Annotated in this window: 7 protein-coding genes and 1 pseudogene; all 8 read left to right on the top strand. The window is 71.9% G+C overall.

The window, feature by feature from the left end; translation table 11 throughout:
• On the top strand, nt 1-381 hold a 381-nt coding region (locus VN520_RS29430; protein ID WP_325749992.1), incomplete at its 5' end, for an ABC transporter permease.
• Nucleotides 374-1,159, top strand: coding sequence for an ABC transporter ATP-binding protein (locus tag VN520_RS29425; protein ID WP_325749991.1), 786 nt, complete (start codon nt 374-376; stop codon nt 1,157-1,159). The genes VN520_RS29430 and VN520_RS29425, both read left to right, overlap by 8 nt.
• A 421-nt stretch (nt 1,160-1,580) precedes the next feature.
• Nucleotides 1,581-2,501 (top strand): squalene synthase HpnC, encoded by a 921-nt coding sequence (gene hpnC, locus VN520_RS29420; protein ID WP_325749990.1) that lies wholly within the window; start codon nt 1,581-1,583, stop codon nt 2,499-2,501.
• A gap of 29 nt (nt 2,502-2,530) precedes the next feature.
• Nucleotides 2,531-3,451: a presqualene diphosphate synthase HpnD gene (gene hpnD, locus VN520_RS29415; protein ID WP_325749989.1), complete on the top strand. Its 921-nt coding sequence runs from the start codon at nt 2,531-2,533 to the stop codon at nt 3,449-3,451.
• A gap of 115 nt (nt 3,452-3,566) precedes the next feature.
• A complete protein-coding gene (gene hpnE / locus VN520_RS29410; RefSeq protein ID WP_325749988.1) occupies nt 3,567-4,955 on the top strand; it encodes a hydroxysqualene dehydroxylase HpnE in 1,389 nt (462 codons plus the stop codon).
• Nucleotides 4,952-6,055, top strand: coding sequence for a polyprenyl synthetase family protein (locus tag VN520_RS29405; protein WP_325749987.1), 1,104 nt, complete (start codon nt 4,952-4,954; stop codon nt 6,053-6,055). Before hpnE ends, VN520_RS29405 begins: the two co-directional genes overlap by 4 nt.
• A 104-nt stretch (nt 6,056-6,159) precedes the next feature.
• Nucleotides 6,160-8,172, top strand: a complete 2,013-nt coding sequence (shc, locus tag VN520_RS29400; protein ID WP_325749986.1) for a squalene--hopene cyclase — start codon at nt 6,160-6,162, stop codon at nt 8,170-8,172.
• A gap of 4 nt (nt 8,173-8,176) precedes the next feature.
• Nucleotides 8,177-8,482 (top strand): annotated as a pseudogene (locus VN520_RS29395) (1-hydroxy-2-methyl-2-butenyl 4-diphosphate reductase); the annotation flags it as partial.

Raw genomic sequence — 8,482 nt, 5'->3', positions numbered from 1 at the left:
TGGCTGCTGATCATCCCGGCGCTGGCCCTGCAGTTCGTGTTCAACACCGGTCTGGCGCTGGTCATGGCGCGACTGGGCAGCAAGACCCCCGACCTCGCCCAGCTGATGCCGTTCATCATGCGCACCTGGATGTACGGCTCGGGCGTCATGTTCTCCATCCCCGTGATGCTGGAGGGCAAGCCCCAGTGGATCGCCGATGTGCTGCAGTACAACCCGGCGGCCATCTACATGGACCTGGTCCGCTTCGCACTGATCGACGGCTACGGCTCCGAGAACCTGCCGGAGCACGTCTGGGCCGTCGGGCTCGCCTGGGCGCTCGTGGTGGGCGTCGCGGGCTTCGTGTACTTCTGGAAGGCAGAGGAACGGTACGGCCGTGGCTGAGGAATCGTCCCAGGGGCACATCCCCACCGTGATCGCGGACGACGTGCACATCGTGTACCGGGTCAACGGCACGGGCGGCGGCAAGGGCAGCGCCACCGCCGCACTGAGCCGGATCATGCGCCGCGGCAAGGGCGAGCCGCGTGGTGTGCGCAAGGTGCACGCGGTGCGGGGCGTGTCCTTCACCGCCTACCGGGGCCAGGCCATCGGGCTCATCGGCACCAACGGCTCGGGCAAGTCCACCTTGCTGCGGGCCATCGCCGGCCTGCTGCCGACCGAGCACGGCAAGGTGTACACGGACGGCCAGCCCTCGCTGCTCGGTGTCAACGCGGCCCTGATGAGCGACCTGACCGGTGAGCGCAACGTCGTGCTCGGCGGTCTCGCGATGGGCATGAGCCGCGAGGAGATCCGCGCGCGGTACCAGGGCATCGTGGACTTCTCCGGGATCAACGAGAAGGGCGACTTCATCACGCTGCCGATGCGTACGTACTCCTCGGGCATGGCGGCCCGGCTCCGCTTCTCGATCGCGGCGGCCAAGAACCATGACGTCCTCATGATCGACGAGGCGCTGGCCACCGGTGACCGCAAATTCCGGGTCCGCTCGGAGGAGCGGATCCGCGAGCTGCGCAAGGAGGCGGGCACCGTCTTCCTGGTCAGCCACAACAACAAGACGATCAGGGACACCTGTGACCGGGTGCTGTGGCTGGAGAAGGGCGAACTCCTGATGGACGGCCCCACCGAAGAGGTGCTGAAGGCCTACGAGCGGGAGACCGGCAAGTAACCGTCGCGCGCGGCCCCCGCCGGAGCACGGAGGCGGGGGCCGCGCGATGCGTGGACCCCTCGCGGGACGGGCATGCGGAGGCCGCAGCAGCCCCCGGTGGCCCCCTCCCGGCGTGTGACGTCAACTGCCCCCACTCCGGGGAAGGTTGGCGACGACCGGGGTGGCGGTCGCGGAGGTGCCGCACCCCGGCGCGGCCCTGTGGGCTGTACAACGTAAGCTGTGACGGTGCTGATTCACGGCAAACTGGGGTGATACGCCCCCGGCACATCGCCCGTTGTGTGCAGTCGCACTCGGCCGGACGTGCGGCGTGTCCGAAAAGGGATGTTTTGGGTCAGCAGTGTAGAACGGGAGATATGACGGCAATGATGGAAGATCTCCAGCTCCGACGTGGTTTCGCCGTCCCCGCGTCGGGCGGTACGCAGTGACCCGTGCCCAGCGGGCGAGCGCCGACGCCGCCGTGAGCGCCACACTCGACAAGGCAGCGGCCGAGAACTTCCCCGTCGCCCCCTTCTTCCTGCCCCGGGCCTGGCGCGACGACCTGATGGCCGTCTACGGTTTCGCCCGCCTCGTCGACGACATCGGTGACGGCGATCTGGCTCCGGGGGGCGCCGACGCCCGCCACCTCGGCCTCGGCCCCGGCAGGAGCGAGGACCGGCTCGCCGCGCTGGACGCCCTCGAAGCGGACCTGCACCGCGTCTTCGCGGTCACGGGCGACGGCCCGCGCCACCCCCTGATGCGAGCCCTGCGCCCCACCGTGCGGCGCTGCGCCCTCACCCCCGAACCCTTCCTCGGGCTCATCGAGGCCAACCGGCAGGACCAGAAGGTCCGCCGCTACGGGACCTACGGCGAACTGCTCGCCTACTGCGAGCTCTCCGCCAACCCCGTCGGACGCCTCGTCCTGCAGATCACCGGTACCGCGAGTCCCGAACGGATCCGCCGTTCCGACGCCGTCTGCACCGCTCTGCAGATCGCCGAACACCTCCAGGACGTCGCCGAGGACCTCGGCCGCGACCGGATCTATCTGCCCGCCGAGGACATGGCCCGCTTCCATGTCGGCGAACCGGACCTGGCCGCCCCGTCCGCAGGTGCGGCGGTACGCGCCCTGATCGCGTACGAGGCGGAACGCGCCCGTGACCTGCTGGACGAGGGCGTCCCCCTGGTGGGCAGCGTCCACGGCCGTCTCAAGCTGCTGCTCGCCGGCTTCGTCGGCGGCGGGCGGGCCGCACTCGGCGCGATCTCGGCCGCCGGTTTCGACGTACTGCCCGGACCGCCCAAGCCCACCGCGCCCGGACTGCTGCGCGAGGTGGGAGACGTCCTGCGAAGAGCGCACAGAGAGGGGTGAGCCGGACCGTGGAGGGACAGACGACGTACATGTCGGCACCGGTACAGGCCGCATACAGCTACTGCGAGGCCGTCACCGGACAGCAGGCCCGCAATTTCGCGTACGGCATCCGGCTGCTGCCGTACGAGAAGCGGCAGGCCATGTCGGCGCTGTACGCCTTCTCCCGGCGGGTCGACGACATCGGCGACGGTGAGCTGGACCCGGAGACCAAGCACGCCCGGCTGGAGGACACCCGGGGCCTGCTCGGCCGCATCCGGGACAAGGCGGTCGACGAGGACGACACCGACCCGGTCGCGGTCGCGCTGGCCGACGCGGCGCAGCGGTTCCCGCTGCCGCTCGGCGGTCTCGACGAGCTCATCGACGGCGTACTGATGGATGTGCGCGGTGCGACCTACGAGACGTGGGACGACCTGAAGACGTACTGCCGGTGCGTCGCGGGTGCCATCGGGCGCCTCAGCCTGGGTGTCTTCGGGACGGAGACGGGCGCACCCGGGGCCGAACGGGCCGCGGAGTACGCCGACACCCTCGGCCTCGCCCTCCAGCTCACCAACATCCTGCGGGACGTGCGCGAGGACGCCGGCAACGGGCGTACGTACCTGCCCGCCGACGACCTCGCCAAATTCGGCTGCTCCGCCGGATTCCACCGGGCCGCCCCGCCCCCCGGGTCGGACTTCGCCGGCCTGGTGCACTTCGAGGTCCGGCGCGCCCGGGCGCTCTTCGCCGAGGGGTACCGGCTCCTACCCATGCTGGACCGCCGCAGCGGCGCCTGCGTAGCCGCCATGGCCGGCATCTACCGCCGGCTCCTGGACCGCATCGAACGCGATCCCGAGGCCGTCCTGCGCGGCAGGGTCTCGCTGCCCGGCCACGAGAAGGCGTACGTTGCGGTGCGCGGCCTCTCGGGCCTCGACGCGCGTTACATCTCACGGCGTACGGCCAGGGGGAGGGTCTGATGGCGGATCAGGTCCGACGGGCGGGGCGGACAACCCCCGGCCGCCCCGGTGCGTCCCTGTCTGCGACGACGTGGCGTACACCGCCGACCCCGGTGGCACGGCGAAGGGAGCAGGCATGAGCGGCCGGACCCCGCGGTCCTCCCGCGCGGTGGTCGTCGGCGGCGGCCTCGCCGGCGTCACCGCGGCGCTGCGGCTCGCCGACGCGGGCCTCGGCGTGACCCTGCTCGAAGGCCGCCCCCGGCTCGGCGGGCTCGCCTTCTCCTTCCGGCGCGGCGACCTGTCCGTCGACAACGGCCAGCACGTCTACCTGCGCTGCTGCACGGGCTACCGCTGGTTCCTCGACCGGATCGAGGGGACCCACCTCGCACCGTTGCAGGACCGCCTCGACGTGCCCGTGCTCGACGTGGCCCGGCCCGGGGGTCCGAGGCTCGGACGGCTGCGCCGCACCGCTCTGCCCGTGCCGCTGCACCTCGCCGGAGGACTCGCCGCCTACCCGCACCTGTCGCTCGCCGAGAAGGCGGGCGTCGCCCGTGCCGCACTGGCGCTGGGCCGTCTGGACCCCGCCGACCCCGCGCTCGACGGCATCGACTTCGCCACCTGGCTCCGCCGCCAGGGCCAGTCGCACCGCGCCGTCGAGGCCCTGTGGGACCTCGTCGGCGTCGCCACCCTCAACGCCACGGCGGCGAACGCCTCCATGGCGCTCGCCGCGAAGGTGTTCAGGACGGGGCTCCTCTCCGGACCGGGAGCCGCCGACATCGGCTGGGCCGCCGTGCCGCTCGGCGATCTCCACGACACCCTCGCCCGCAAGGCGCTCGAATCGGCGGGCGTGGAGATCCACGTACGCACCCGGGCCGGTGCCCTCGCACGTGCCGAGCACGGTCACTGGGCCGTGGAGACGGACGGCGAACGGTTCGAGGCGGACACCGTCGTCCTCGCCGTGCCGCAGGGGGAGACCCACCGGCTGCTGCCCGAGGGGGCGCTCGACGACCCGGACCGGCTGCTCGGCCTCACCGACGCACCGATCCTGAACGTGCACGTCGTCTACGACCGCAAGGTGCTGCGCAGGCCGTTCTTCGCCGCGCTCGGGTCACCCGTGCAATGGGTCTTCGACCGCACGGCGTCCTCCGGTCTCCAGGGCGGCGGCCAGTACCTCGCGGTCTCCCAGTCCGCGGCGCGGGACGAGATCGATCTGCCCGTCGCCGAGCTGCGCGAGCGCTACCTGCCCGAGCTGGAGCGGCTGCTCCCGGCAGCGCGAGGGGCCGGGATCCGCGACTTCTTCGTCACCCGGGAGCGCACCGCGACCTTCGCGCCCACGCCGGGTTCGGGACGCCTGAGGCCGGGCGCCCACACCCGCGCCGCAGGGCTGCACCTGGCGGGGGCGTGGACCGCCACCGGCTGGCCCGCCACGATGGAGGGCGCCGTCCGCAGTGGCTTCAGTGCCGCGGCTTCCGCGCTCCAGGCCCTCGGCCGGCCCCACGTACATCCGCTGCAGGAGGCGGCATGAGCAGTACCACCGGAACAAGAGGAGAGTCTGTGACCCCGGCGAATCCGGCTTACGGCACCGTGGCGGACACCACGGACGTCACCGCGCTTCTGGAGCGTGGAAGGGCCCTGTCAGCGCCGGTGCTGCGAGCTGCCGTGGACAGGCTGGCGCCGCCCATGGACACCGTCGCGGCCTATCACTTCGGCTGGATCGATGCCCAGGGCCGGCCGGCCGACGGCGACGGAGGCAAGGCCGTGCGCCCCGCACTGGCCCTGCTGTCCGCAGAAGCGGCGGGCGCCCCGGCGGAGGTCGGGATCCCCGGAGCCGTGGCCGTGGAACTCGTGCACAACTTCTCGCTGCTGCACGACGATCTGATGGACGGCGACGAACAGCGCCGCCACCGCGACACCGTATGGAAGGTGCACGGCCCCGCCCAGGCGATCCTCGTCGGGGACGCCCTCTTCGCCCTGGCCAACGAGGTCCTGCTGGAGCTCGGCACCGTCGAGGCCGGCCGGGCCGCCCGCCGACTGACCACGGCCAGCCGCAAGCTGATCGACGGCCAGGCCCAGGACATCTCCTACGAGCACCGCGAACGGGTCACCGTCGAGGAGTGCCTGGAGATGGAGGGCAACAAGACGGGCGCCCTGCTCGCCTGCGCCGTCTCCATCGGAGCCGTGCTCGGCGGAGCCGACGACCGTACCGCCGACGTCCTGGAGGCGTACGGCTACCACCTCGGCCTCGCCTTCCAGGCGGTCGACGACCTGCTCGGGATCTGGGGCGACCCGGAGTCCACGGGCAAGCAGACCTGGAGCGACCTGCGCCAGCGCAAGAAGTCCCTGCCCGTCGTCGCGGCGCTCGCCGCGGGCGGACCCGCCTCGGAGCGTCTGGGCGAGCTGCTCGCCGCCGACGCCAAGAGCAGCGACTTCGACAGCTTCTCCGAAGAGGAGTTCGCCGTCCGTGCGGCGCTCATCGAGGAGGCGGGCGGCCGCGAGTGGACCGCCCAGGAAGCCCGTCGTCAGCACGCGGTAGCCATCGAGGCGCTGCACGGCGTCGACATGCCGGAACGAGTGCGGGCGCAGCTCACCGAGCTCGCCGACTTCGTGGTCGTACGAAAGAGATGATCACCATCCAGATATGACTCGCAGTCGCCGGCGGGCGCCCCACGGGGCGCCCGCCGACGGAGACCCCAGCACAGCAGAGGACCACACTGCACGAAGGGGAAGCCATGACAGCGACGACAGACGGAAGCACCGGGGCCGCGGACCTCCGCACAGCCCCGGCCGGCCATCCGACCGAGACAACCATCGCCGTGGACGACCTGTCGGCCGTCGCGCGGCGGGCCGCGGAGCGCTCGGTGGAGCACCTCCTCGGCAGACAGGACGAGCAGGGCTGGTGGAAGGGCGACCTCGCCACCAACGTCACCATGGACGCGGAGGACCTGCTGCTCCGTCAGTTCCTGGGTATCCAGGACCCGGACACCGTCAAGGCCGCGGCCCGCTTCATCCGGGGCGAACAGCTCGGCGACGGCACCTGGAACACCTTCTTCGAGGGACCACCCGACCTCTCCGCCACCATCGAGGCGTACGTGGCCCTGCGGCTGGCCGGGGACCGGCCGGACGACCCCCACATGAGGCGTGCGGCCGGCTGGGTCAGGGAACAGGGCGGCATCGCCCGGTCACGGGTCTTCACCCGGATCTGGCTCGCGCTCTTCGGCTGGTGGAAGTGGGACGACCTCCCGGAGCTCCCGCCCGAGCTGATGTTCCTCCCGAAGTGGGTCCCGCTCAACATCTACGACTTCGGCTGCTGGGCCCGCCAGACCATCGTGCCGCTCACCGTCGTGTCCGCCAAACGGCCCGTACGCCCCGCTCCCTTCCCTCTGGACGAGCTGCACACCGACCCGGCGTGCCCCGGCCCGTCCGGCCCCGCCGCCCCCGCGGCCAGCTGGGACGGAGTCTTCCAGCGGCTCGACAAGGCGCTGCACCTCTACCACAGGGTGGCCCCGCGCAGGCTGCGGCGCATCGCCATGAACGCCGCCGCCCGCTGGATCATCGAACGCCAGGAGAACGACGGCTGCTGGGGCGGTATCCAGCCGCCGGCGGTGTATTCGGTCATCGCCCTGCACCTGCTCGGCTACGACCTCGGCCACCCGGTCATGCGGGCCGGACTCGCCTCGCTCGACCGGTTCACCGTGTGGCGTGAGGACGGCGCCCGCATGGTCGAGGCCTGCCAGTCCCCGGTCTGGGACACCTGTCTCGCCACCATCGCCCTCGCGGACGCGGGGGTGAGCCCCGACCACCCGGCGCTCGTGAGAGCGGCCGACTGGATGCTCGGCGAGGAGATCGTACGACCCGGCGACTGGTCCGTACGCAGACCCGAACTCGCCCCGGGCGGCTGGGCCTTCGAATTCCACAACGACAACTATCCCGACATCGACGACACCGCCGAAGTCGTCCTGGCCCTGCGCCGTGTCCATCACCCCGACCCCGCCAGGGTCGAGGCGGCCATCGAGCGCGGGGTGCGCTGGAACCTCGGCATGCAGTCACGCAACGGCGCCTGGGGAGCCTTCGACGCGGACAACACCAGCCCGTTCCCCAACCGGCTGCCGTTCTGCGACTTCGGTGAGGTCATCGACCCCCCGTCGGCCGATGTGACGGGACACGTGGTGGAGATGCTCGCCGTCGAGGGACTGGCGCACCACCCCCGCACCCGCCGGGGCGTCGAGTGGCTGCTCGCCGAACAGGAGCCGAGCGGCGCGTGGTTCGGCCGGTGGGGCGTCAACTACATCTACGGAACCGGCTCCGTGGTGCCCGCTCTCGTCGCCGCCGGGCTGCCGGCCGCACACCCCTCGGTGCGCAGAGCCGTCGACTGGCTGAAGTCCGTCCAGAACGACGACGGAGGCTGGGGCGAGGACCTGCGGTCCTACCGGGAGGAGAAGTGGATCGGACACGGCAGTTCGACCGCCTCCCAGACCGCGTGGGCGCTCCTGGCCCTCCTGGCCGCCGGGGAACGGGAGAGCAGGTCCGTGGAGCGGGGGGTCGCCTGGCTGGCGGAGACCCAGCAGGCGGACGGCTCCTGGGACGAGCCGCACTTCACCGGGACCGGCTTCCCCTGGGACTTCTCCATCAACTACCACCTGTACCGGCAGGTCTTCCCCCTCACCGCACTCGGCCGGTACGTGTACGGCGATCCCTTCGCCACCGCTTGCGGTGTCGGGGCCCGTACGGGCAAGGGGGCCTGAGCCCATGGGTGGTGCACAGGAGCCGCCCGGTCCCACCACGCCGCTGCTGATCGCCTGCGCGCTCGGCATCGAGCGTCTCGCCCTGCGGACGGGCAGGAGGAGCGCCGTGCCGGGCCCCGGGCCCGTGAGCATCATCAGGTCCGGAATGGGCCCGCGGGCCGCGGAGAGCGCCGTCCGGCACGCGCTGGGACCGGACGGGGCCAAAGACACCGCGGTCATCGCCTCCGGCTTCTGCGCAGGCCTGGAACCCGGCATGCACCCGGGTGATCTCGTGGTGGCCGAGGAGACCCGGGACTTCGGCGGCACCACG

The sequence above is a fragment of the Streptomyces sp. genome (assembly GCF_035563135.1).
GTDB lineage: Bacteria > Actinomycetota > Actinomycetes > Streptomycetales > Streptomycetaceae > Streptomyces.
The sequence above is the reverse complement of the archived record's forward strand: the minus strand, read 5'-3'. Positions and strand labels throughout refer to the sequence as shown.

Coding starts and splice junctions, on each gene's coding strand:
- hpnD (WP_325749989.1), top strand. CDS start 2,531: ATGTCGGCACCGGTACAGGCCGCATACAGCTACTGCGAGGCCGTCACC.
- hpnE (WP_325749988.1), top strand. CDS start 3,567: ATGAGCGGCCGGACCCCGCGGTCCTCCCGCGCGGTGGTCGTCGGCGGC.
- shc (WP_325749986.1), top strand. CDS start 6,160: ATGACAGCGACGACAGACGGAAGCACCGGGGCCGCGGACCTCCGCACA.
- VN520_RS29405 (WP_325749987.1), top strand. CDS start 4,952: ATGAGCAGTACCACCGGAACAAGAGGAGAGTCTGTGACCCCGGCGAAT.